Source organism: Acinetobacter sp. HA (genome assembly GCF_000264725.1).
GTDB classification, from domain to species: Bacteria; Pseudomonadota; Gammaproteobacteria; order Pseudomonadales; family Moraxellaceae; genus Acinetobacter; species Acinetobacter schindleri.
In genome coordinates this window covers 1-23,743 of the sequence record NZ_AJXD01000013.1, presented here as the reverse complement: position 1 = coordinate 23,743, position 23,743 = coordinate 1, and the positions used below count along the sequence as shown (strand labels likewise).

The 23,743-nt window shown below is 44.1% G+C and carries 17 protein-coding genes, 2 tRNA genes and 2 pseudogenes; 9 read left to right on the top strand and 12 right to left on the bottom strand.

Going from position 1 to position 23,743, the window contains the following annotated elements; all coding sequences use genetic code 11:
• Positions 1-9 precede the first annotated feature (9 nt).
• The gene (locus HADU_RS03565; protein WP_008303634.1) at positions 10-330 is read left to right on the top strand and encodes an ArsR/SmtB family transcription factor; all 321 of its coding nucleotides are present in this window, start codon (positions 10-12) and stop codon (positions 328-330) included.
• Here HADU_RS03565 and HADU_RS03560 read toward each other — a convergent pair.
• From HADU_RS03560 to dsbD, 4 genes are all read right to left on the bottom strand, one after another.
• Positions 327-689 (bottom strand): YidH family protein, encoded by a 363-nt coding sequence (locus HADU_RS03560; protein WP_004646570.1) that lies wholly within the window; start codon positions 687-689, stop codon positions 327-329. The genes HADU_RS03565 and HADU_RS03560 overlap by 4 nt on opposite strands.
• A 107-nt stretch (positions 690-796) precedes the next feature.
• The gene (gene dsbG / locus HADU_RS03555) at positions 797-1,537 is read right to left on the bottom strand and encodes a thiol:disulfide interchange protein DsbG (RefSeq protein ID WP_008303631.1); all 741 of its coding nucleotides are present in this window, start codon (positions 1,535-1,537) and stop codon (positions 797-799) included.
• A gap of 18 nt (positions 1,538-1,555) precedes the next feature.
• Positions 1,556-2,404 carry a TlpA disulfide reductase family protein gene (locus HADU_RS03550; RefSeq protein ID WP_008303629.1) on the bottom strand — a complete coding sequence of 283 codons (849 nt, stop codon included), beginning with the start codon at positions 2,402-2,404 and terminating at the stop codon, positions 1,556-1,558.
• Positions 2,405-2,406: 2 nt separating this feature from the next.
• Complete coding sequence (gene dsbD / locus HADU_RS03545) at positions 2,407-4,338, bottom strand: protein-disulfide reductase DsbD (RefSeq protein ID WP_008303627.1); 1,932 nt, start codon at positions 4,336-4,338, stop codon at positions 2,407-2,409.
• A gap of 108 nt (positions 4,339-4,446) precedes the next feature.
• Here dsbD and HADU_RS03540 point away from each other — a divergent pair, with 108 nt between their 5' ends.
• Positions 4,447-5,121 (top strand): response regulator transcription factor, encoded by a 675-nt coding sequence (locus HADU_RS03540; protein ID WP_008303625.1) that lies wholly within the window; start codon positions 4,447-4,449, stop codon positions 5,119-5,121.
• Positions 5,114-6,478 (top strand): ATP-binding protein, encoded by a 1,365-nt coding sequence (locus tag HADU_RS03535; protein WP_008303623.1) that lies wholly within the window; start codon positions 5,114-5,116, stop codon positions 6,476-6,478. Before HADU_RS03540 ends, HADU_RS03535 begins: the two co-directional genes overlap by 8 nt.
• A gap of 625 nt (positions 6,479-7,103) precedes the next feature.
• Here HADU_RS03535 and HADU_RS03530 read toward each other — a convergent pair.
• From HADU_RS03530 to lldP, 7 genes and pseudogenes are all read right to left on the bottom strand, one after another.
• A tRNA-Ser gene (locus tag HADU_RS03530) sits at positions 7,104-7,194 on the bottom strand.
• Positions 7,195-7,281: 87 nt separating this feature from the next.
• Positions 7,282-9,317, bottom strand: a pseudogene (locus HADU_RS03525) (FAD-dependent oxidoreductase).
• A gap of 107 nt (positions 9,318-9,424) precedes the next feature.
• A complete protein-coding gene (locus HADU_RS03520) occupies positions 9,425-9,778 on the bottom strand; it encodes a hypothetical protein (protein ID WP_008303621.1) in 354 nt (117 codons plus the stop codon).
• 234 nt (positions 9,779-10,012) lie between these two features.
• Entirely contained in the window at positions 10,013-11,707 is a 1,695-nt protein-coding gene (gene dld, locus HADU_RS03515) for a D-lactate dehydrogenase (protein ID WP_008303619.1), read from the bottom strand.
• Positions 11,708-11,863: 156 nt separating this feature from the next.
• A complete protein-coding gene (gene lldD / locus HADU_RS03510; protein WP_008303618.1) occupies positions 11,864-13,018 on the bottom strand; it encodes an FMN-dependent L-lactate dehydrogenase LldD in 1,155 nt (384 codons plus the stop codon).
• Between the two features lie 3 nt (positions 13,019-13,021).
• Positions 13,022-13,765 (bottom strand): transcriptional regulator LldR, encoded by a 744-nt coding sequence (gene lldR / locus HADU_RS03505; RefSeq protein WP_004810656.1) that lies wholly within the window; start codon positions 13,763-13,765, stop codon positions 13,022-13,024.
• Between the two features lie 21 nt (positions 13,766-13,786).
• Positions 13,787-15,448: an L-lactate permease gene (gene lldP / locus HADU_RS03500; protein WP_008303614.1), complete on the bottom strand. Its 1,662-nt coding sequence runs from the start codon at positions 15,446-15,448 to the stop codon at positions 13,787-13,789.
• Positions 15,449-15,952: 504 nt separating this feature from the next.
• Here lldP and argG point away from each other — a divergent pair.
• Positions 15,953-17,293, top strand: a complete 1,341-nt coding sequence (gene argG / locus HADU_RS03495; protein WP_004893689.1) for an argininosuccinate synthase — start codon at positions 15,953-15,955, stop codon at positions 17,291-17,293.
• Between the two features lie 68 nt (positions 17,294-17,361).
• Here argG and HADU_RS03490 read toward each other — a convergent pair whose 3' ends face one another.
• Positions 17,362-18,630 (bottom strand): GGDEF domain-containing protein, encoded by a 1,269-nt coding sequence (locus HADU_RS03490; protein ID WP_034592203.1) that lies wholly within the window; start codon positions 18,628-18,630, stop codon positions 17,362-17,364.
• A gap of 150 nt (positions 18,631-18,780) precedes the next feature.
• On the opposite strand from HADU_RS03490, the pseudogene pyrC reads away from it, so the two are divergent.
• From pyrC to HADU_RS15595, 5 genes and pseudogenes are all read left to right on the top strand, one after another.
• Positions 18,781-19,814, top strand: a pseudogene (gene pyrC, locus HADU_RS03485) (dihydroorotase).
• Positions 19,799-20,458 (top strand): ribonuclease T, encoded by a 660-nt coding sequence (rnt, locus tag HADU_RS03480; RefSeq protein WP_008303612.1) that lies wholly within the window; start codon positions 19,799-19,801, stop codon positions 20,456-20,458. Before pyrC ends, rnt begins: the two are co-directional and overlap by 16 nt.
• A gap of 20 nt (positions 20,459-20,478) precedes the next feature.
• A tRNA-Glu gene (locus tag HADU_RS03475) sits at positions 20,479-20,554 on the top strand.
• A gap of 165 nt (positions 20,555-20,719) precedes the next feature.
• Positions 20,720-23,266, top strand: coding sequence for a TonB-dependent receptor plug domain-containing protein (locus tag HADU_RS03470; RefSeq protein WP_008303610.1), 2,547 nt, complete (start codon positions 20,720-20,722; stop codon positions 23,264-23,266).
• An 81-nt stretch (positions 23,267-23,347) separates the two neighbouring features.
• The gene (locus tag HADU_RS15595) at positions 23,348-23,497 is read left to right on the top strand and encodes a hypothetical protein (RefSeq protein WP_171056637.1); all 150 of its coding nucleotides are present in this window, start codon (positions 23,348-23,350) and stop codon (positions 23,495-23,497) included.
• The last annotated feature ends 246 nt before the right edge of the window (positions 23,498-23,743 follow it).

The window sequence follows — 23,743 nt, the reverse complement described above, 5'->3', positions numbered from 1 at the left end:
AGGACATCTATGGATATGATTGCTGCAAATGCCAAAATTGATTTTTCACAGGTCGATTTCGTCAGCCAATGCCTAAAAGTTTTAGCCAATCCTGATCGTCTGAAAATCTTATGTATCTTAGTCGACGGGGAAATGAATGTTCAGGAAATTGAAGAATCTACCAATATTCATCAACCTACACTTTCACAACAGCTGACTGTACTGCGTAAGGCCGACATGGTTGGCACCCGACGTGAGGGCAAACAGATTTTCTATCGTCTGAGTGACCCCAAGGTCTTGAGCCTGATGCAAAAGCTGTACGAGCTGTATTGCGCCCAGCCCTCTTCTTAGTGCAGCCAAAAAGAAATGATCAGAAGCAGTCCGCTAAAAGCAGTAAACAGATTTAGCCATACGGGATACTGGGTGTAATAACCTTCAATAAATTCCGGCGGTCGCAGTGATGTCAACCCCCGTCGATATTGCAGGATTGAGGCGAAATTTACCAACATACCAAATACAATCACCGCAATTCCCAGCCATTGTGAATAAGCTATTTTCTGTGCATAAGTGTCTGGGTCCACCAGTTGCACTAGCAGGTTGGATTTTTCAATCACAAAACCAAAAGCAATTAATGCCAAACCACTCCGATTCCACGCCAGAGCGGTTCGTTCCAAAGCAAGCAGTACCCGTGGATCATCCAAATTTGAAATTTCTTATCTGCTCTTCATGCTTAGCCTATCCACCAATGTAAATCTGCCTCCCTATCATGTATAGATGTTTTAAGTAAAAATTACTTTTCTATCATGCAGTTAAAATATTATTGTTCAAAAATTTCCTTGACATCCATCGCCAGGCCTTGAGTAGATTTAAATTCACCCTGATTATTTTTCCAGGCCATCGACGGTGTGGAAAAAAAGCCGTATTTCCCCATCAAGGCCTGATTGGCATCAATCTTTTCAGCAATTTCGGCAGGAATCTTTTCCATTTTCTTGAGCTGCTTTTTGCCTTTATTCTTGTTCATATCGTTAAAAACTGCCGCTGGATCTTTCGACATTAACAATGTTGCCACCTGACCCCGGCTTTCTTCACGGATCACGCCGACCTGAATATGACGCAGCTGTACCTTGCCTGATTCGACCCAAGGCCGGGCCGCCTGCCAGAATTTATAGCAATATGGACAATTCGGATCGGAAAAGACATAGACCACCCGTGGTGCATCTGGCTTGCCATCCTGAATCCAGGTCGATTTTTCCAGGGTTTTCCAGACATCGTCCAATACCGCTTTTTTCATATGCTTTTCAATCTGCTCATTGGACAGGCTTTTCCCTTGCGCATCAAACAGTTCGCCCTTGATATAGTATTTATTATCATTGGAGATAAAGAGCGTATTGGAGTATTGGTCTTCATGCCCTACCCAGCCGGTCATTCCTTGTGGTGCCGGAATCTGTTTTACAAACACAAAACCCTGTTTTTCAATGTTCTGTTTTATATTTGCCTGCGTGTGCATGCTCATGATCAGGAACATACCTGCACCAAGCACCTGGTAAATTTTGTTCATACTAAGTCCTTCCATTTTTTAAGGTTGATCTGAAATTCTGTTTAAATATTGCTGCAACATGGCCGGACTGAGTTCCCCCATATGCCGCTCGACCAGCTGGCCTTGAGCATTAAAAAACAGCATCGTTGGCAGGCCAAAACTATTCAGCTGCTGGGGTAGTTCACCATATGGGTCCAGCAGGACATGTTTAAATTGAAACTGATGTTTTCTTAAATAGGCATTTACGGTGGCTACCTCCTCACCCTGATTGAGCATGACAAAATTCACTTGAGGATGCTGCTGGGCTGCTTTGGCCAACACTGGCATTTCGCGGTGACACGGTGGACACCAGCTTGCCCACAAATTAATTACCGTGGGCTGGCCAATGAATTGGCTGAGTGGAATCTTGTCTGTACCCAGATGCGCCTGTTCTAGCCCAGCAAAGGCTAGATCAGGAAACGCCACTTCAGTTTTTAGACTGGATTTGAATGCGAGCCCAAGCCCGATCCAAAGTATAAAGATGATCAACAAGATGGCTTTGAATCGGATCTGCAACTGTCTGTTTCGAATGAGATACCACAAAGCACCAATCAGCACCCCGCCCCATAAATGAAAACCCTTATCCTGGATTTTCAGTATGTCGATGGGTGCTGCAAAATACAGCTCGGCATTGAGCAGGACGAAAACAAGACGTGCACCCAGCATCCCCAGCAAAAAACTGCTCCAGAGCAAATCCTGACTTTGTCCAAGCTGCTGTTTAGACCATGAATACTTTCTGGCTAATCCAAACAAAACGGCAGATAACAGCATCAAGCCAGTGGCAACAATTATGAGTGTCCAGGGCAACATCAAAGGTCCCAGATGCAATGCATCACTGGAAATCATCATGGTTACTCCCCTTGCAGTTGCTGCAATGTGCCTAGTAAATGTGTCGCACTAAAGCTTCCGGTCAAACGCAAGTCCCGCTGTTCCTGATGCGCTGCATTTAAAAATATAAAGGTGGGTGGGCCGAGGATTTGCCATTCTTTTAGCAGCTCATCCTGACTTGGATGATAGTGGGTCAGATCCAATTTGATACGAACCACATTTTGTAAAGCAGCCTGAACATCACTACGTGGAATCACTTCTTTTTCAATCGGTTGACAAGCCACAAACCCGTCCGCATAGACATCTATCACCACCGGTTGTGCAGGATGTTTGGCTAAAACCTGTTGCAATTGTGCGGCTGTGCTGACCTTCTGCCATTCAAGCCGTGATTCCACATGGGCGACCTGTACCTGGCTCCAGACATGATAGAGCTGCATACCTCCTGCATAGACCAGTACACCACTGAGCAGCATCAAGACTATTTTCGATACAGACCGATGCACATGGGGCAGCATCTTGAACAAGAAGTAGCCTGAACAGGTGATCAGTACCACACCCAAAAGGCTCAGGTATAAAATGCTGGGCAATAATGGACGGGCGAAATACAAGGCCAGCGCCAGCATGACAAAGCCAAAGCTAAACTTCAGGCGATCCCTCCATATGCCAGGTTTGGGTAAAAGATGGGACCCAAATACGGCAGCAATAAATAGCGGCAAGCCCAGCCCAAAGCCTAAGACGAACAGATAACTGGCTCCCAGCATCGGTTGATTGAGCTGAGACACATAGATTAAGGCACCGGCCAACGGTGCACTCATACATGGTCCGACAATCAGTGCGGCGATCATACCCATGAGACCAGCACCAATCAGCGTGCCACCCTTCTGCTTTTGCTGCCATTGATCCAGACGCTGTAACATTCCCTGGGGTAGGGACAGTTGAAATGCTCCGAACAGATTAAGCGCGAACAAAACAAACAGAATGCTGAAAATACTGATGAATACCGGACTTTGAAACCAGCGCTGAAAACTGTAACCGAGCTGTGCCACAGCAAGTCCCATGACCGCATAGACCAGTGCCATACCCAAAACGAAGACCAGCGCAATCAGTGCCGCCCGGTAGCCCCGGTGCTGCTGAACCAGAATTCCCGTTAAAATTGGAATTAAAGGTAAAGAACATGGTAAAAATGCCAGCAGAATGCCAAGCCCGAGAAAAATCAGAGCATTAATTAACAGACCTTGTTCTGACAGCAGACTTAAAAAATACTGGTCATTGTTCCACTGGCTATTCATGCCTGCTGACGAAGTTTGATTTTTAGGGTCTGCAATAGGCGGGTCATTTTTCTCTGTTAATTCCACCTCAGGCTGCACCACAGGTTCAGAAACTGCAGCGACTTGCATTTCCTCTACCTTTTCTTCAGCCAGCGCTTGATTTGTACTTGGAGTTTGCTCTATAGCTTGGAGCTCATCTTTCTGAGCAGTCAGAATCTGTTTGTTTGCTTCTGGCTGTGTAGTGCTGACCAGCAGCTTTTGAGGCTTGCTTAAGTTTTGCGCTGGAAATAAACCATCTGCATCAGTTGTTATTGTGGTACGTTGCACCGGATAACATAAACCACTTTCTGCACAGCCCTGCCATTGCACCACAAACTGCTGGTTGGGCTGCACATTCATATTGGTTTTGACTTGCCCATAATACACCTGGGTCAAACCGAAATTGGGATCGTCTTTGTCTTCGGGTTTGGGCAGTGCCAACTTAACTGGGGTCTGCTGATGAGACACTTTAAGCTGGTCATGATACAGATAATAACCCTCTGCGATTTTCCAGCTAAGCTCTACCTGATCCTGACTTGTAGAAACCACCTGAAACTGAAATGCCTGATCTGGTGGTAAAAAATCTGCATATGCAGTTCCCGTCATGATTCCACCGCCGATCACGGCACCCAATATCCACTTCAACATCCAGCTGCTCTCCTCCTGTTAGGACTGCATTATTGAAAAACTAAAATTAAGGCAACATTAACAGCGCAAATCATTTATAAAATAATGGCAGTTTGATCAGGATGTTCTATGTTTATTGTATTGGTTGAGGATGATCCCTATATCGCACAGAGCATTTGTGCTGCTCTGAACTATCTGAATATTTCAGTAGAGCATGTCAGTCACGCACGTGCTGCGGATTATTTTATCCGGCATACTGCAGTCGATTTGTGTTTACTGGATTTAGGCCTGCCGGATCAGGATGGCCTGGAGCTGCTGCATAGCTGGCGACGCGACCAAATTGATCTCCCAGTACTGGTATTGACGGCGCGGCTACGGACCGATCAGTGCGTTCAGGCCCTGAATGCCGGTGCCGATGACTACCTGACCAAACCTTTTGAGCTGGAGGAACTGATTGCCCGGATTCATGCCCTCACCCGTCGCCACCGCGGCTTTGCATCGAATACCCTGCAATTTGATGAACTGGTTCTAAACCGGGATACCCAGACTGTGACCTATCAAAACCAGGCCGTGAATTTATCTCGCCGTGAATTCAGCCTGCTGAAAACCCTGATGAGCCACCCCAATCAGATCCTGAAAAATGAACAGCTTATTGATAAGTTCTATGGTTTTCAGGACGCTATTGAGAGCAATGCCCTGAATGTACACATTTATCACCTGAGACAAAAACTGCATCCAGACTTGATTCAAACCGTTCGCGGTGTGGGATATATTTTCAAACCGTTTGAGCATCGTCATGTTTAGTCACAGCTTGAAATGGCGTCTGGTCATGAGTCTTTTGGCCGTGTTTATTGTGCTGTGGAGTGCGGTATTTTCATGGCTGTATATTGACCTGAAACAACGCTTACAAGACACACTGGATCAACGCTTATCGGCATCTGCACAAATGGTTGCCCGGCTGATTCAGCAGTTACCACTGGATAGTCTGGGGGATGCAACCTTATCCAAATTAGCCAAGAATGATGATGCAAACCAGTTAATTGCCTGTGAAGTCTCTCTTTTTAGCTCTGACATCTCGTTAGGCAATCAGGTAATTGCCAAAACACGCGGTGCCCCAAAAAATTTAAGCCAGCGACCAGAAGGATTCAGTACCTGGCAGCAGGGTGATACGGAATGGCGCAGTTATGTCCTGCGTCGTGGCGATATTCAGGTGGTGGCGGCAGAACGCATGTTCTTGAGGGATATGCTACTACAGCAGATTCTGCAGTCCGTACTGGTTCCCTTGGTCTTCTCACTGCTGATCTGTATTGCCTTGATCATCTTTATTATCCGCAGACAGTTCCGGCCTTTGGATCAGCTCAGTCAATACCTGAACCAGAAAAACCTCAACTATTCACAGGCGGCAGATTTTTTAATGCAGCTCAAGCCTGCAAGCATCCCTCAGGAAGTACAGCCTTTTGTCAACAATTCCACGCAGTTGATTCAGAAACTCAATGACAGTCTGCAACAGGAGAAAGCCTTTAGTGCCTATGCTGCACATGAATTACGCAGTCCCCTGACCGCAATTAAAACCCATGTACAACTGGCCCAGCTGATCGGTCAGCAGCAGAACCTGCCTGAATCCATTCAGCACAATTTGCAGCAGGCCAATGAGAGCATCCGGCGTTATACGCTGTTACTCGAGCAGCTTTTATTGCTGACCCAATCAGAAAACAGTCTCCAGGAAATGACTGAGACCATCTGGCTTCGCCCCACGCTTGAGAAGGTGCTTGCAGACTTAAGTACACGCTATCCTGAAATTAATGAAAAAATACAGGTGGACTGGGAAAGTCTAGGCGAAATTCAGCTACCTGAATTTGTGCTGTATACGGTACTGAAAAATCTGCTTGAAAATGCACTGCTGCATGCACAGGCTACCCATATCTGGATTTCCATGCAGTCTCATGGCCTGGTGATTGAAGATGATGGACAACAACTTACAGCCAAGGATATCCAACATTTAGGACAACGCTTCTGGCGAAAATCTGCTCAGCAGCACGGCCATGGTCTGGGACTGGCATTGGTTAAAAGCTTGCTAGGTAATTATCAATACCACCTTGGATTTCAGCAGCGTCAGCCAGTAGGACTGACCATCAAAATTCGACGATATATTCAAAATTAATTTGAATTTAATAGATCTCTTTTATAAATCAAAAAATGATCGTGCTATTTATCTTTAAATGGATACTAAAAGTGCCTTCTCTCTTTGGGATAAGAAGCACTGCCTCGCAACAGGATGAGGGGGTGGAAAGCTCTTCCTAAGGAGCCTGTTTCGCAAATCTTCTATAAGGAGAAGGAACTGTCTTGATAGTGATTAAACATAATTTATGAAAGAACTCTAATAATCATGCAAACAGAAAATAAAATTCCCCCTAAAGCTGAAATTTTATTTTCTGTTATTTAAGTTTGAGCACTTGCTCCCATGAGGATCAGTATCAATACATAGATCAAGATTTTCGCCAGCTGGCAGCTTTATTATTTTGTCCAGATGAAGTTCTGCTTTTTTAACCTCTATAGTGGTTATAGCGGCTAATTGACTTAAACCACATGTAATCCCATTCACCATGCAAAAAAAGGTGTAGGTTTTAGCTTTTGGCACTTTTTACTACTTTGTCACTGTCAATCTATATCAGTTGTTTATATGTCCGCATATTCTAATTTATTATATAATTCAATTACCTATACCCGTAACTCAAAATATCCAGGCAATAAAAAAACCCCAGTCATTGACTGGGGTTTTTCGTATCTGGCGGAAGCGGTGAGATTCGAACTCACGGAGGGGTATAAGCCCTCGTCGGTTTTCAAGACCGGTGCATTAAACCGCTCTGCCACGCTTCCATGTGCGCCATCATACGGAGCTTTTTCTCACCTGACAAGTGAAAATTACAGTGAATGCAATCAACTGCATATAGTTTCATCAAATCCTTACAATCTGGCTGCCAGTTCAGCACCTTCACGAATCGCGCGTTTGGCATCCAGCTCTGCCGCCAGTTTGGCACCACCAATAATATGATACTTAGCTATAGTTTTTTGACCTTCAACTGGCATGATTTCTTTCACTGATTCCTGACCGGCACATACCACAATCGTATCTACGCGTAGCAATTGGTCATGTCCATCCACTTCAATCCATAAGCCTTCATCAGTAACCGACTTATACTGCACACCCCGCAGCATACGTACACCATGTTTTTCAATTGTGCGCGATGTACCCAGCCTGTGGTTTTGCCTAAACCCGCACCAAGTGGTGTGGTTTTACGTTGAAGCAGATAAATTTCCCGGACTGGTGCTTCAACCTCTGCAGGCTGCATCCCCCCTTCCGTTACATAATTTGGATTTGGATCTACTCCCCATTCACGCTTCCATTCCTCTACAGGCATTGGCTGGGGTTGCAATGGCGGTTTTAGCAAAAATTCAGATACATCAAAACCAATCCCACCTGCACCAATCACGGCAACTCGATCTCCGACAGATGCTCCATTCAACACTTCGGTATAGGACAAGACCTGTGGTGCATCACTACCCGCAATCTTCAAGGCGCGTGGTACAACGCCAGTCGCCACAATCACCTCATCAAAACCTTCACGTTCCAGCTGTTCACGATTGACCTTGGTATTCAGACGTAATTCAACCCCAGTCTTTTCTATTTGAACCTTGAAATAACGAATGGTTTCATGAAATTCTTCTTTACCCGGCACTACTTTTGCCAGATTGAACTGGCCACCAACATCGTTCGTTGCTTCAAACAGGGTCACCTCATGACCACGTCCGGCAGCCACCGTTGCCGCTGACATACCTGCAACGCCACCACCCACAACGGCGATCCGTTTCGGTTTTTTGGTTTTTACATAAACCAGTTCAGTTTCATATCCAGCACGCGGATTCACTAAACAGGTAGCACGCTGGTTTTTAAACGTATGATCCAGACAAGCCTGGTTGCAGGCGATACAGGTATTGATCTCATCAACACGGTTGGTCGCTGTTTTATTGACCCAGAAAGCATCTGCCAGTAAAGGACGTGCCATTTGCACCATGTCCGCCTGCCCTGATGCCAGGATTTCTTCAGCAGTATCTGGCATATTGATACGATTCGATGCGATCACCGGAACAGTAACATTTTTCTTTACTTCTGCAGTGTACTCGACGAAAGCAGCCCGTGGCACAGACGTAACAATGGTTGGAATACGTGCTTCATGCCAGCCGATCCCGGTATTAAGTAAAGTAATTCCGGCCTTCTCTAATGCTTTAGCGACGGTAATGACTTCCTGCATGGTATTGCCATCATGCACCAGATCCAGTAAAGACAGACGGAAGCAGATAATAAATTTTTCACCAATCTCGGCCCGAATCGCTTTGACAATTTCCACCGCAAAACGCATCCGGTTTTCGATCGAACCACCCCAGCGATCATTGCGCTGATTAACATGACGACTCAGGAACTGGTTAATCAGGTAACCTTCTGAACCCATGATTTCCACACCATCATAGCCGGCTTTTTTTGCCAGACTGGCAGTTTTTACATAGTCCTGAATAGTATCCAGAATCTGTTTTTCTGAAAGCTGGCGTGGTTTAAAAGGAGAAATCGGTGACTTGATTGGACTCGCTGAAACCACAAAAGGTTGGTAGCCATAACGGCCGGCATGCAGGATCTGCAACAGGATTTTGGCACCATGCTTATGCACGGCATGGGTTACCAGTCGATGCGGAGCAATATCTCCCAAGGTATTCATGGTCCCACCTGCAGGCAGTAACCAGCCCTGACGGTTTGGAGAAATACCACCCGTGATGAGCAGCCCTACCCCACCTTTGGCACGCTCGCCAAAATAAGCTGCCAGTTTGGGATAATTATAGAAACGATCCTCCAGCCCGGTATGCATTGAACCCATCACCACCCGGTTTTTAATCGTGGTAAATCCCAGATGAAGCGGTTTTAAAATATTCGCATAACGAGTCGTTGTCATGGCTATTCCCTTTGATGATGGCTTTGCAACTTGTTGCATATTACTCTAGCGTGTTTTTTATTTTTGTTTATGGCATTTTCACAAAATTATTGCTTTCTCAGGTCAACTCAGGCCTCCCACTGTTTCGCCGAGCTTTTCCATAATGCAATTGCCCCCAGTACTGTTCCTACAGGAAAACTCAACAGCATCAGCACCGCCATAATTCGGGAAAGTGTACGTCCCTCGCCCTGACCTTTCTTAACTTTCAGAGCTGCCTGAATATTGAAATAGATCAATACCAGCATTAATAGAATGACAAATCCCAGGCTGATGGTTGAAGCGGTTCTTTGCTGAGATTCAAGATAAAGAAATACTGCGCCACTAAAGATCAACAGGCCGGCATAAATGCCATGCAATACAGACAAAGTCTGATTACGCTCATGTAGTCGTGGCAGCTGTGGCGGGGTGATACTTGAATTCATAAGAGACTCCTAAAAACTTGTTATTGTTGGTTTTATCGTATCAGGAACAGATCATGATCTCTACTTGGCATATTAAACCCCAAGACTGGATTTAAATCAGCAATTTTTCGATCTATTGCAAGATTCGTACACCCTGTATTTTTCCAATGTTTTATAGATAAAAAAATGCAGTGCGAGCACTGCATGAGATAGGCCAGATCATATTTTTATTGTTGTTATTCCCAGTTTTTCTGCTTATTTCCAATATTTCAGCTTTGAGCTATGCCCAATCCCAACATTAAAACTATTGGTCGGGTCCAGCTTCTGGTAATGATTTTTTAATGCCGGTTTGGCAATGTAGAGATGCCCTACATTATGTTCAGCCGGATATTCCGCACCACGATCATCCAGCAGCTTCCACATGGCATGTTCCATTTTCAGCGGATTAACCCCTTTTTTCACGATATAATCCTGATGGAATACATGGCACAGGAAGTGACCATAATAAAGTTTATGTAAGATCTGCTCCTCCATTTCCTGTGGCAGGGTTTCTACCCATTGGCGGTCATTCCTACGCAGCGCAATATCCAGCGCCACAATATCTTCTACTTCACTTAAATGAGTATCACGATAACGAATTGCTGCACCTGCTACGGCAAAACGGTGCAGAAATGCCTTACGTCCTTCGTCTTCGGTGCAGAGAAAATAGTTCCCGTTAGGATGGGTCTTAAAGTAGCCTTCAAAGAAGGCCTGTACCTGTGCCACATCCTGATTTTCAATTCTGAGAATCAGATGATGCTCATACAGATCACGGTACTCATTCATGCGTTTTGGCAAGTGTGATGGCAGCATTTTACTGATCATTTGCAAAATTTTGTCACTTAAGCCACGTAGCCCCATTTTCTGCAATATCCCATCAACCTTGTCTTTCATGGCAAATGCGGCAGCCACTTTGGCAGTACCAAATTTTTCAATGAACATAAAAGTGTCTTTGCCGTATTCCGCACCGATGTCATAAGCCACACGGTGAATATATTCTCCAGCAATCGGCAGACCTGGCAGATCTTTGAGCAGAAAGCGACGGATTTTTGTTAGATCATCCTGTGAGTTGGTGCCAACATAGAACACCTGACTCGGGATTTTTTCAAAAGTATCCAGACGTACTGCAAAAACACACACCTTGCCAGCAGAACCAGAGACTTCAAACAGACGGCTTGGATCAGCATTGAAGCGTGCCGGAGTATCAGCATCGACCTGACGCACATCCTGACTATAACGATGATCAGATGCACAGCGATGTTCCTGCTGCTGGATATCCTGCTCGTTATATTGTTTCTGCTCCAGATTTTTCAGAATCTCTTCCGGACTATGACCCAGATGGATACCGAGATGATTCACCAGCTCCAGTTCGCCATGTTCATTCACACGCGCATATAATGCCAGTTCAGTATAGGCCGGCCCTCGGCGAACCAAGGCTCCACCGGAGTTATTGCACACGCCACCCAGCACCGAAGCACCAATACAGGATGAACCAATCACCGAATGCGGTTCACGGTTAAATGGCACTAACTGTTTTTCCAGTGCATCAAGTGTTGCACCCGGCAAACAGATAACCTGTTTGCCTTCCTGGATCACCTGAATACCTGTCAGACGGCGAGTACTCATCACAATCACTGGACGGTCATATTCACCAAACGGCGTTGAACCACCAGTTAAACCGGTATTGGCTGCCTGCATAATTACGATACAGTCTACTGCAACAGCAATTTGCAATACTTGCCATTGTTCCAGTAATGAACCTGGAGTGACGACCGCAAACACCTCACCTGAACCATAACGCCGGCCCTGCCGATACAGACGAGTATCGTGATCGTCCGTCAACACATGTCGCTGGCCGACCACAGCGACCAGATTGTTTAAGGTCGCAGTAGGGTCAAATGAGTTTTGCATAGTAGAGCCCCGTTTCATTTTTATAGCTATCTTTTTATAAAATTAGCCATAAGCATGTTTTGGATTTTTAATCTTGAATAGATGAAATAGCAGTAATTATGTAGTTCCGAATTGCTCTAGGATGACCACGATTTAGAGTGGTCATCCTGATTGGTTTTATTGTGAAATTTCGCGATCGAGCCTTACCAGACAATCCTGTGTAATGTCAGCAATGGTCTTGGCACCTGTTAAGGTCATGGCAACACGCATTTCCTTGTCGATCAGATCAAGAAGGTTGCTGACACCAGCCCCGCCTGCAGCACCCAATGCATAAACGAAGGCCCGACCGAGCATACAGGTGTCCGCACCCATTGCCAGCATACGCACCACATCCAGACCATTACGGATACCAGAGTCGACCAGGATTTTCAGTTCACCTTTTACCGCATCAGCAATTGGTGGCAAGGCACGTGTGGTGGATAACACACCATCTAGCTGACGACCACCATGGTTGGATACTACAATGCCATCCGCACCGAAACGCACAGCGTCTTTAGCATCTTCAGGATCCAGAATCCCTTTGATCACCATTGGACCATCCCAATAGTCACGGATCCACTCCAGATCTTTCCAGGAAATAGAAGGATCAAAGTTGGCACCCAACCAGCCGATATAATCTTCAAGGCCTGTCGGTTTACCAAGGTATTTCGAGATATTACCCAAGTCGTGTGGACGACCCATTAAGCCAACATTCCAGGCCCAGTGTGGATGCATGCAAGATTGCATATAACGGCGCATCGCTGCATTTGGTCCACTCATGCCAGAATGTGCATCACGGTAACGTGCACCCGGCACTGGCATATCCACGGTAAAGACCAGCGTTGAACAACCCGCAGCTTTGGCACGTTCCAAGGCATTTTTCATGAAACCGCGGTCACGCAGGACATAGAGCTGGAACCACATTGGGCGCTGGATCGCTGGTGCCACTTCTTCAATTGGGCACACAGATACCGTCGACAAGGTGAATGGAATACCTTTTTGGTCTGCCGCAACTGCTGCCTGTACTTCCCCACGGCGTGCATACATACCGGTCAAGCCTACAGGTGACAAGGCCACCGGCATCGAAAGGGTTTCATCAAATAATTTAGTTTCCAGACTTAGTGCTGACATGTCATTCAAGACACGTTGACGCAGCGCTACTTTTGATAAATCTTCTACATTGCGTTTCAGCGTGTATTCTGCATAAGCCCCACCATCAATATAATGAAACAGGAATGGTGGAAGACGACGTTGTGCGGCTTCACGGTAATCATTTGCAGAAGAGATAATCATAATTTAGATCCTGTTTAATCGGCTCATACGCTGCTGACGGGCTTCATCCTCATCAATCGTGCGTACTTGCTGAATGACAAACTCAATGTGTCCACAAACTGCCTGACGTGCAGCTTCTGGATCTTGACGCTCAATTGCGGCCATCACCTTAAAGTGCTGGTCCTGCAACTGATCAAAACGGTGGGCCTCGGAATAGACTTTGCGTCGTCCGAGTACCACATTAAATTGCAGCAGGTCGAACAGACTGCGCATCAACTGGATCAGCACCACATTATGCGATGCTTCGGCAATCGCAAGATGAAAACGGGCATCTGCGCGGGCTGCTTCATCGTCATCACCCAACAGCTGATAGTGCGCAATCTGGTCATAACACTGTCTGATTTTTTTTATATCATCGGGTGTGGCGCGCTGTGCCGCATACCAGGCTGTACCGCCTTCCAGAATCAGACGAGACTCCTGAACATCAAAACGGTATTCAGGATCGACATCCATCAGGTCACTTAAAGGCTGCACAATATGATGCTGTGACCAGTGATTCGGCAGTTCTTGCAAATAAGTACCGGCACCAACACGGCTCACCAGCATGCCCTGGCTAACCAGATGTTGCAGCGCTTCTCGCAACGAAGAGCGCGACACACCTAACTGTTCACATAATTTACGTTCTGCGGGCAAACGGTCCCCGACCTGCATATGATTTTTTTCAATCAGATTACGCAGACTTTGTACGACTTTATCAGAGACTTTCATTGCATCGCCCTCAGTATGGTGTTATGGAATCATCCATGGGAACACATAAGCTTGTAAGGTGATAATGATACCGATCATCACCGTGAAGGTGATACTGTGTTTTACGGTAAAGCGGAATAAATCCGATTCTTTACCGACAAGACCTACTGCGGCACAGGCAATTGCAATCGATTGTGGTGAAATCATTTTACCGGTTACACCACCGCTGGTATTCGCAGCCACCAGTAATACTTCAGGTACACCGATCTGCTGGGCCGTAGTTGCCTGTAAAGCCGAGAACAATGCGTTTGCTGAAGTATCAGACCCTGTCAGGAATACACCGACCCAACCCAGGAATGGTGAGAAGAACGTGAATGCTTGTCCTGTATGTGCCAAGGCTAATGCCAAGGTTGCCGATAAGCCTGAGTAATTGGCAATAAAAGCAAATGCCAATACCATACCAATTGAGTAAATCGGTGTTTTCAGCTCATTTACTGTTTCAGCAAAGGTCGCTACTGCGTCTTTCGGTTTCATTTTCAGGTAAATGATGGTGATGATTGCAGCGATCATGATCGCTGTACCCGTCGCTGACAACCAGTCAAATTTATAGATCGCGTCGTAGTCTTTCGCTTCAGCGACCACCGGCGGCAACTTTTGAATCATTTGATGCAGGAAAGGCACTTTAATGGAAATTACTAAATCACTTAAAGCCCCATCTTTGGCAAACAGATCTTTAAAGGGTTTGATGCTCCATAAAGTTACCATGGCAGTCAGTACCGCAAATGGCGACCACGCTTTAATAATTTGACCGATGCTATATTTTTGCTGGCTTGCCAAAGCAATATTGCTATCGACTTGTTTTTCATTATCAAAACGGAAAATATGTTTTGGCTGCCAGAACTTGAGTAATACCGTTAAGCTCACCAAAGATGCAATCGCTGCAGTGATATCGGGTAATTCAGGACCCACATAGTTAGCAGTCAGGAACTGCGCCAGGGCAAAAGAACCACCACCGACTAAAATTGCAGGCCAGGTTTCTTTCACACCACGCCAGCCATCCATGATTGCCATAATCCACACCAGTACAATGGGTACCATGATTGGCAATTGACGTCCTACCATCTGGCTGATTTCCATGGTGTCTACGCCTGATACCTGACCAGCGACAATAATCGGAATTCCCATCGCACCAAAAGCCACAGGTGCTGTGTTCACAATCAGACATAAACCCGCGGCATACAATGGTTTAAATCCAAGACCTACTAATAACGCAGCAGTAATTGCAACCGGTGCGCCAAAGCCTGCAGCACCTTCCAGGAAAGTACCAAAAGCGAAGCCAACCAATAACATTTGCAAACGCTGGTCTTCGGTTAATGACAGGATCGATGAGCGAATAATGTCAAATTGACCGGTTTTCACTGAAATCTTGTAAAGGAATACTGCTCCAATAATAATCCAGGCGATCGGCCATAAGCCGTAGAAGAACCCATAGACCATGGAAGCCAATGCCATAGTGACTGGCATTTTGTAGAGGAACATTGACACCAGAAATGCCAAAGCCACAGTAATCGTTCCAGCTACACTGCCCTTCATTCTGAAAACAGCAAGAGCAAGGAAAAAGAATACGATTGGAATGAGGGCGATCGCACTGGAAATCCAAATATTTCCGATTGGATCGTAGATTTGTTGCCACTGTTGAAGCATTCTCTACTCCTTGAAATGCTTGTTTGTTATGTCATTACAGGACATGTCCAAAAGATTATTGGTATGACCAATTTAACATTAAACAGACCAATATCGGTCTTTGAGGTAGCTAAAATTAATAAAATATTTAAAATACCGCAACAGTTAAATCATTAAAATATAATTGGTATGACCAATTTTTTATATTAAAAGATGGAATTCAATATGAGCGAAAGCTAAGCAACATCGGGTATTTAACAGGTTGAAAGGAGCAAAGGTTGAGATAAAATGAAGCCTATAGAACTTTAGTCTTAGCCCGCTTTAAAACCCTGGATTTGGCTAATTCAAGGCCATTTGTGATGGCTCTATTTGCATTAGATTGTTTATTTTTTTGTCTATTTTTTAGATTTTGCATTTTTTTTGCGAAAACTTGCCATTTGAAAGGTGTTACAATATCTGCATTCAAAATTCTCTTTGGCCACCAATATAAGTGGTGCCTATATTATTCTATCGTTAGGATTAACAATGTCTGATAATGCAACTATCTTACAGAATGTACCTGTAGGCAAAAAAGTTGGTATTGCCTTTTCTGGTGGTCTAGATACTTCAGCAGCCCTGTTGTGGATGAAACAAAAAGGCGCAGAACCTTATGCATATACTGCAAACCTGGGTCAGCCTGATGAAGATGATTACGATGCGATTCCAAAGAAAGCTGAAGCATATGGCGCAGTAAAAGCACGTTTAATCGACTGCCGTCTACAGCTTGCATTAGAAGGTATTGCTGCAATTCAATGTGGCGCGTTCCACATCTCAACTGGTGGTGTTCCTTACTTCAACACAACGCCACTAGGCCGTGCAGTAACAGGGACAATGCTTGTTACCGCAATGAAAGAAGATGACGTCAACATCTGGGGCGACGGATCAACCTATAAAGGTAACGACATCGAGCGTTTCTACCGTTATGGTTTGTTGACTAACCCGAATCTTAAAATCTATAAGCCTTGGTTAGACCAGACATTTATTGACGAGCTTGGTGGCCGTGCTGAAATGTCTCAGTTCCTGATCGACAACGGCTTTGACTACAAAATGTCAAAAGAGAAAGCTTATTCAACTGACTCAAACATGTTGGGTGCAACTCACGAAGCCAAAGATCTTGAATACCTGAATGCAGGCATCAAAATCGTTGACCCAATCATGGGTGTTGCGTTCTGGAAAGAAGAAGTTGAAATCAAACCTGAAGAAGTGTCGATCACTTTTGAAGAAGGCTTCCCAGTTGCAATCAACGGTCAACGTATCGAAGATCCTGTTGAGTTCATTCTTGAAGCGAACCGTATCGGTGGCCGTCATGGTCTAGGTATGTCGGATCAGATTGAAAACCGTATCATTGAAGCGAAATCTCGTGGTATTTACGAAGCTCCGGGTATGGCGCTGCTTCACATTGCTTATGAACGTCTGGTGACGGGTATTCATAACGAAGATACCATTGAACAATACCGTATCAACGGTCTTCGTTTGGGTCGTCTTCTTTACCAAGGTCGCTGGTTCGATTCTCAAGCGCTTATGCTTCGCGAAACTGCTCAGCGTTGGGTTGCTAAAGCAATCACAGGTACTGTAACTTTAGAACTACGTCGTGGTAATGACTACACGATTATGAACACTGAATCTGAAAACCTGACATACGAAGCTGAACGCTTGACGATGGAAAAAGGTGATTCTATGTTCTCGCCAATGGATCGTATCGGTCAGTTAACTATGCGTAACCTGGACATTACGGATACGCGTGCAAAACTGGGTATCTACACAGGTGCGGGTTTACTTGCAGTGGGTACCGGTTCAGCTGTTCCACAATTAAAAGACAAAAACTAAGTTTTAGTTGTGTCAAAAAAAAACCGCGCAAACTGCGCGGTTTTTATTGTCTGTAATTCACGAAAAATTCAACTGATATGCAGCGGTTTTGAATTTACCGAAGCAATGCTCTGATAATAAATCTGATTGCGCCCTAGTTGCTTGGCACGATACAGTGCCTGATCTGCAATGCCGAGTAATTCATCTTTGGTTATGGCTTGCTCACCACGATAAACCGTAATGCCTAGACTTACCGTAATCTGCTTGGATACCAAAGATTTTTCATGTGGTATTTCCAGACGTTCAATTGCTTTAAAGATATTGGTAGATACTGCATAAGCCCCATGCGCATCAGTTTCTGGAAGCAGCACCACAAACTCCTCACCTCCATAACGTGCAACAAAGTCCATATGCCGGATCGCATTCTTGATAGTTTTGGCGATGGTCGAAATCACATTATCACCCTTTTGGTGTCCATAAAAATCGTTATAGTTCTTAAAGAAATCTACATCGATAAATAAAATAGCCAAAGAGCTTTCCTGACGCTGAGCGGTAGAAAAGTAAATTTCCAGCATTTCATCAAAGGTACGGCGATTCGAGATTTTGGTCAGCTCATCATGCTGGCTCAGATGTAACAGTTCGGTATTGTGAATCCGGTGAATCTGCTCACTGATCCGCGCCCGCATGGAATAAAGAAAAATCATCCGTTCACGTGCAAAAATCATATGACTAATAACAAAACCGAGCAGGCAACTTCCCAACAGAATTCGGCCAAATACCAAAAGATTAAAGTTAGCCCCAACCAGGGTCAGGCAAATAATCGTAGTTCCAGCTGCCAATACACCAGTGATCATCATCTGAATCGGCTTGACACCAGTAAGGATATAACCCAGCACATAAATAATGGTGACAATTGCCATGGATTGATGTTGCAAGGCTGCGGTCTGAATAGACATAGTCAGACATGAAATTGAAACCAGTGCCCAGAATATCAAGACCAGTGAAGCAGGCTGAAAAAAAGGTTTTAAGCGTTCTAAACTTGAGAATAAATAGAAAACAAATAAACTAATTCCGCCATTAATAATACCTATTAAAGACAATACAAAATCATGTACAAAATATTGTTTATCGATGATCCAGTAATCGGTAGGAATAAGGATAAGGATGCCGATAAAATAGATTAATAATCCTGCCCAGACATACTGATCGGTGTGCTTACGGGCACGTTCCAGATTTTTGGTCCAGAATTCATCTTCAAGCGGTTGAGGAAAAACTCGGCTCAATTTCTGCCCAGCAATAAGCTCTTCGACTTTTTCCTTTTGATCCTGCAGTTTTGCTAAATTATACTTATATTCCATGGCAAGCATGTATGTAATTTTTTAGTGTTTTTAAAATAACATACTTTTTTAAATTAATTCATAGTTAATGCATCTTTTGTCAGTATTTCACATTACCATTTTCGGTATAGATGCATTATCATTCATATTATTTCTCTGATTGAATTCGCCTTGAATACGATTACGATTCTCCAGCCAGATGACTGGCACGCTCACTTACGTGATGGTCTAGCACTTAAACGTACTGTTCCTGATCTAGCTCAACAATTTTCCCGCGCAATCTGTATGCCAAATCTGGTTCCACCAGTAAAAACCGTGGAAGAGGCAAACAGCTATCGTGAACGCATCATGGCGCATGTGCCGGAAGGCTGCAACTTTGACCCACGCATGGTGTTGTACTTCACCAATAATACTTCACCTGCCGAAGTTAAAAAATCAAAGAATCTGAGTATGTGAATGCCATCAAGCTTTATCCTGCTGGTGCGACTACAAACTCGGATAGCGGTGTAAGCGATATTTCTAAAGTGTATGCAGTAATTGAGCAGCTTGAAGAACATCAGGTACCTTTATTGCTACATGGCGAAGTCACGCATAACCATGTCGACATTTTTGATCGTGAAAAACGTTTCCTGGACGAAGTACTTTCTCCATTATTAAAACAGTTTCCGAAGCTGAAGCTGGTGCTTGAACATATCACCACCAGTGAAGCGGCAAACTTTGTCCTGGAACAGGACCGTAATGTGGCTGCGACTATTACGCCACAACATTTACTGTTTAACCGTAATGACATGCTGGTTGGCGGGGTGAAACCGCATTTCTACTGCCTGCCGATTTTAAAGCGCCAGACGCATCAGCAAACTCTGCTGGAAGTCGCAACGAGTGGGAATCCAAAATTCTTCCTCGGAACTGACAGTGCGCCGCACTCAAAAAATGCCAAAGAAAATGCATGTGGTTGCGCAGGATGTTATAGTGCGCCCACTGCAATTGAACTTTATGCTCAGGCATTTGATCAGGTCGGCAAAATTGACCGTCTGGAAGGTTTTGCGAGCCACTTTGGTGCTGACTTCTATGGCCTTCCTCGTAATACCAATACCATTACCCTGGTAAAACAAGATCAAGTGATTCCTGAGAGTCTGGACTATTTGGATGGTGAACAGATTATTCCGTTATATGCGGGTAAAACCATTCAATGGAGAAAAGTGTGACAAATGAAACTCTCCCAGTCATTGGTCAACGTTTCCGTGGATTCCTGCCTGTTGTTGTCGATGTAGAGACAGCAGGCTTTAATGCACAAACTGATGCCTTGCTGGAAATCGCTGCCATTCCTATTATTTTTAATGAGAAAGGTGAATTTGTGCCGGGCCCTGCTCACCATGCACATATCAATCCATTTGAAGGGGCAAACCTTGACCGCCGTTCGCTGGACTTTATTGGGATCGATCCCTCTAATCCGATGCGTATTGCAATGGCCGAAGATGAGAAAACTGCGCTTAAACGTATTTTTAAATCTGTCAATGAAGTACGCCGCCAGCAAAACTGTACCCATGCCGTTCTGGTCGGTCATAACGCCCATTTCGATTTAGGCTTTGTACAGGCAGCTATTGCCCGCACAGGAACCAAAAACCAGAACCCATTTCATAGTTTTTCTGTCTTCGACACAGTGACTTTGAGCGCGGTGATGTTTGGTCAAACAGTACTGGCAAAATCCTGTATTCAGGCCGGTATCGAGTTTGATGGCAAAGAAGCCCATTCTGCATTATACGACACGCAGAAGACAGCTGAACTATTTTGCTATATTTTAAACAAACTCACCCCACACCTGCTTGACACTTTGGTGGCGGATCAATAAGATACCGCCATCTTCTAAACGTCCCTATCGTCTAGAGGCCTAGGACATCGCCCTTTCACGGCGGTAACCGGGGTTCGAATCCCCGTAGGGACGCCATCTATTTTCCTCTGTCTTTTTATTTCTATTATTCAGCTATTTAAGCCGATTAAATTCCGTACACATAAAAAACCCATTAATGCAAATAATTCTCATTATTATTGATTATTACACCAAAGTTAATGATGATCACTTTCATTATCTTTTACAGATTCAACCCTTCTCATGCGTTTTGCTTATTCAACACTTTCTATTGCAGTTCTAACAACATTATCAACCTCTAGCTTTGCAGAAGAATCAAATTATCAAGAATCCATCCTTAATGAAGCTACGGTTAAGTTCAACACGATTATTATTGAAGTTCAGCAAGAAAATGAATTTGGAAAAACCATTTATTCAAAAGAAGACTTAGAAAAGACGCCGAATAGCTCTAAAAATATTACTGACTTTTTAAAAGTAAATCCGAATGTGCAGTTTAGCAATGAACATATGGCAGCCAGCTCACAAGCTGATTTAAAACCGACTGAAATTTCGATTCATGGTGCACAATCATTTAATAATAAATTTGTGGTCAATGGCGTCAGCAACAGCAATAACCTCGACCCTGCTGGTTCAGGAACAACCAACTACGGTGCAGTGTCTGGCGGTTCACAAGGTGTGGCAATCAACACCGATTTATTGTGTAATTTAGAAGTATTAGACAGCAACATTAGTGCAAAACACGGTGGCTTCACCGGTGGTGTGGTTCAGGCAGAAACCTGTGCACCTAAATCTGAAGTTGGCAAAGTCCATGGTAGCATCACTTATGACTATACAGAAAGTGACTGGAACCGCTACCACTTAAAAACTGCTGCAGACAAAGGACTCTTTGAAGGTGCATCAACCCAGTCAAACCAAAAAGAGTATGTTCGCCAAGGTGTTAGTGCCAATATTTTTGCTAAGCTTTCAGAGGTCTATGGGTTCGATCTCTATGCTTCACAACGTAAATCAACAATTCCTGTTGAAAGTGGCTTACCTGTACCAAAACAAATTGATCAAGAAAAACGTAACACCAATGTCGGCGGAACCTTGTATGTCGATCCAAATGCAGACACCAGTATGAAATTCGGTTTCGCTTTAGGTGATTTGGAAGACAATACTTACGCAGACAAACGTCGCAACTCTCACAGCAGCACTAATAATCAATCAGCTTTGATTTTCGCAGAGATGCAACAAAAACAAGATTGGGGACAATTAATACACCAGCTCAATTACCAGCAAATTGACAATGCACGTGAATCATCATCTGATCGCGGTATGAACTGGATATATGCAGCAGGGAGCAAAGACTGGGCGAATACTGAAAAAGTATGGGAAGGTGCAACCTCTGCAGATATTGATTTAAAACAATCTTCTGTGAGTTATGGGTTAAATGCGCTATTTAATAACTTTAAATTTGCAGACACCGACCATCAAATCAGCGCCGGTTTTGCCTATCATTATGATGATGTGCAATGGGAACGTACCAAAGATTTTTCAACTTTCTATGGCGTAACATCAGGGAAAACCCAAAACTTGTTTGATCTCAAAGGTCAACAATGTCAAATCAATGATCCCCTCTGCGATGAAAATACCACAGCTGTATTCCTGAACAATAAAGTCCCTACGGTCTTTGATGGCCAATACTTTAAAAAGGGTAATGTATACAAAGCAGGCAGCTTTGCTGGTCAATATCATCAAGCAGCCTTGTATCTAGAAGATAATATTCGCTGGAACAACCTCAATGCCCGTTTAGGTGTGCGTGCTGATTATGATGAATCAAATAATAATCTTAACTTTGCACCACGTAGCAGCATTAGTTATCAGCCTTTTTCCAATAAATTATTAACCCTGACTTCAGGTTGGAACCGCTACTATAATGCCCCAACGTATATGACGGACTTGCGTCAACATCTGACCTCATTAGATTTTGACATCAGCCGTGCTGATCAAAATTCTGAATGGGTTGAAGAAGCAAAAGTTTCAGCCAATGATACACGCCGCAAGGATCTTAAAACCCCATTTGCAGATGAATTTGTCCTTGGGTTTAATAGCCAATTTAAAAACACCAATCTTAGCTTAAAATGGGTGAATCGTCAGTATGATGATGAAATCACCCGTAATAGAACTGATATTCCAAATGACTATTTTACTTATTCTTATGAGTTTGATAACAGCGGTTATGGCGAAAATGATACCGTAACGCTAGAACTTAATACGATTGAGCCACTTAAATTTAAAGGCACTCAACATAATTTAGGCTTAGCGGTCAATTACTCGGAGGTGTACCGTAGCGCACCAGATTATACGGAAAACTTTACCGAAGAAGATCTTCAGGAGCTGATTTCCTATGATGGCAAAATCATGCCTTATGGTGACCGTCCTGCATCAAACTATAACCAACCGATTACTGCACGTGTCATGTGGAATATTGGCTTTGATTCTCTTCCTTTAAAAATTTCCAACTTCTTTAGCTATAAAGACACCTATGAGCAAGTGCTAGAAGCGAGCTCTGCTGACAAAGTGGTGCATGATGGCGTTAAAATCGATACTTATACGCTACAAGATGTAAAACCTCGTTTTACATGGGATGTGCGCACCACCTATGATTGGAAAGTTTCAAAAGATTATTCAGCGATTTTTGGCTTAACGGTCAATAATATTACTAACCGCAATAATTTATATGTGAGTGGAAGCAAACTGTACTCTGAAATTGGCCGCCAATTTATCGCAGATATCACTTTTAAATTCTAACTCATGGACAAGAGCACTCAGGTGCTCTTTTTAATTTGCTTAGGCTATAATTACTGCAATTTCATCTCTTGCATTTGTGCCATGTTAAAAAAGATCTTACTGGTTTTAGTGATTTTAGCGCCTTCCGCACTGTACCTCTATATCGTCAATCGTGAAGATAAAACCGAAGCACCTGCGGAACAAATGGTTCCAGCCAGTCAACCGGCCGAATCCCAAACACCTGACCATTAAATCCACACTGCTTAAACTCCTGTAAATTGACGGGAATTTGAGGTTTTAATGTCGATTTCTGATGCTATAAACTGATGGATACGCTAGTTTAAAATCAGAAATCACGTTAATCCTTTGTTCTTGTTTAATGTTTAATCTGTTAATTCATTTTTAGCAAAAAGCCTTTTGACAAAGCTTAGCTTAGTCCTTAACATAGCTATCACCTCGCAACGTCCCTATCGTCTAGAGGCCTAGGACATCGCCCTT

Coding starts and splice junctions, on each gene's coding strand:
- HADU_RS03565 (WP_008303634.1), top strand. CDS start 10: ATGGATATGATTGCTGCAAATGCCAAAATTGATTTTTCACAGGTCGAT.
- dsbG (WP_008303631.1), bottom strand. CDS start 1,537: ATGAACAAAATTTACCAGGTGCTTGGTGCAGGTATGTTCCTGATCATG.
- HADU_RS03550 (WP_008303629.1), bottom strand. CDS start 2,404: ATGATGATTTCCAGTGATGCATTGCATCTGGGACCTTTGATGTTGCCC.
- dsbD (WP_008303627.1), bottom strand. CDS start 4,338: ATGTTGAAGTGGATATTGGGTGCCGTGATCGGCGGTGGAATCATGACG.
- HADU_RS03540 (WP_008303625.1), top strand. CDS start 4,447: ATGTTTATTGTATTGGTTGAGGATGATCCCTATATCGCACAGAGCATT.
- HADU_RS03535 (WP_008303623.1), top strand. CDS start 5,114: ATGTTTAGTCACAGCTTGAAATGGCGTCTGGTCATGAGTCTTTTGGCC.
- HADU_RS03520 (WP_008303621.1), bottom strand. CDS start 9,778: ATGAATTCAAGTATCACCCCGCCACAGCTGCCACGACTACATGAGCGT.
- dld (WP_008303619.1), bottom strand. CDS start 11,707: ATGCAAAACTCATTTGACCCTACTGCGACCTTAAACAATCTGGTCGCT.
- lldD (WP_008303618.1), bottom strand. CDS start 13,018: ATGATTATCTCTTCTGCAAATGATTACCGTGAAGCCGCACAACGTCGT.
- lldR (WP_004810656.1), bottom strand. CDS start 13,765: ATGAAAGTCTCTGATAAAGTCGTACAAAGTCTGCGTAATCTGATTGAA.
- lldP (WP_008303614.1), bottom strand. CDS start 15,448: ATGCTTCAACAGTGGCAACAAATCTACGATCCAATCGGAAATATTTGG.
- argG (WP_004893689.1), top strand. CDS start 15,953: ATGTCTGATAATGCAACTATCTTACAGAATGTACCTGTAGGCAAAAAA.
- HADU_RS03490 (WP_034592203.1), bottom strand. CDS start 18,630: ATGGAATATAAGTATAATTTAGCAAAACTGCAGGATCAAAAGGAAAAA.
- rnt (WP_008303612.1), top strand. CDS start 19,799: ATGGAGAAAAGTGTGACAAATGAAACTCTCCCAGTCATTGGTCAACGT.
- HADU_RS03470 (WP_008303610.1), top strand. CDS start 20,720: ATGCGTTTTGCTTATTCAACACTTTCTATTGCAGTTCTAACAACATTA.
- HADU_RS15595 (WP_171056637.1), top strand. CDS start 23,348: ATGTTAAAAAAGATCTTACTGGTTTTAGTGATTTTAGCGCCTTCCGCA.